This is a genomic window from Streptococcus oralis, from assembly GCF_001075875.1.
Classification (GTDB): domain Bacteria; phylum Bacillota; class Bacilli; order Lactobacillales; family Streptococcaceae; genus Streptococcus; species Streptococcus oralis_I.
Map to the genome: position 1 here is coordinate 1 of NZ_JUOS01000046.1, position 295 is coordinate 295.

Sequence of the window (295 nt, forward strand, 5' to 3'; positions counted from 1 at the left end):
CTTGGTAGAGTACTTGGTTTGGGACCAAGGTGTCGCAGGTTCGAATCCTGTCTTCCCGATTGATGGCGGTGTAGCTCAGCTGGCTAGAGCGTCCGGTTCATACCCGGGAGGTCGGGGGTTCGATCCCCTTCGCCGCTATAATGATCTTGTTGGACCTTTAGCTCAGCTGGTTAGAGCTCTCGGCTCATAACCGAGTGGTCGTAGGTTCAAGTCCTACAAGGTCCATTAAATACTATGGAGGATTACCCAAGTCCGGCTGAAGGGAACGGTCTTGAAAACCGTCAGGCGTGTAAAA

2 tRNA genes are annotated in these 295 nt (G+C 52.5%); both read left to right on the top strand.

The window, feature by feature from the left end:
- The first annotated feature begins 64 nt into the window (after positions 1 to 64).
- Positions 65 to 138: transfer RNA gene (locus ADM33_RS03170), tRNA-Met, on the top strand.
- Between the two features lie 13 nt (positions 139 to 151).
- Positions 152 to 225 (top strand) — tRNA-Ile (locus ADM33_RS03175).
- Positions 226 to 295 lie beyond the last annotated feature (70 nt).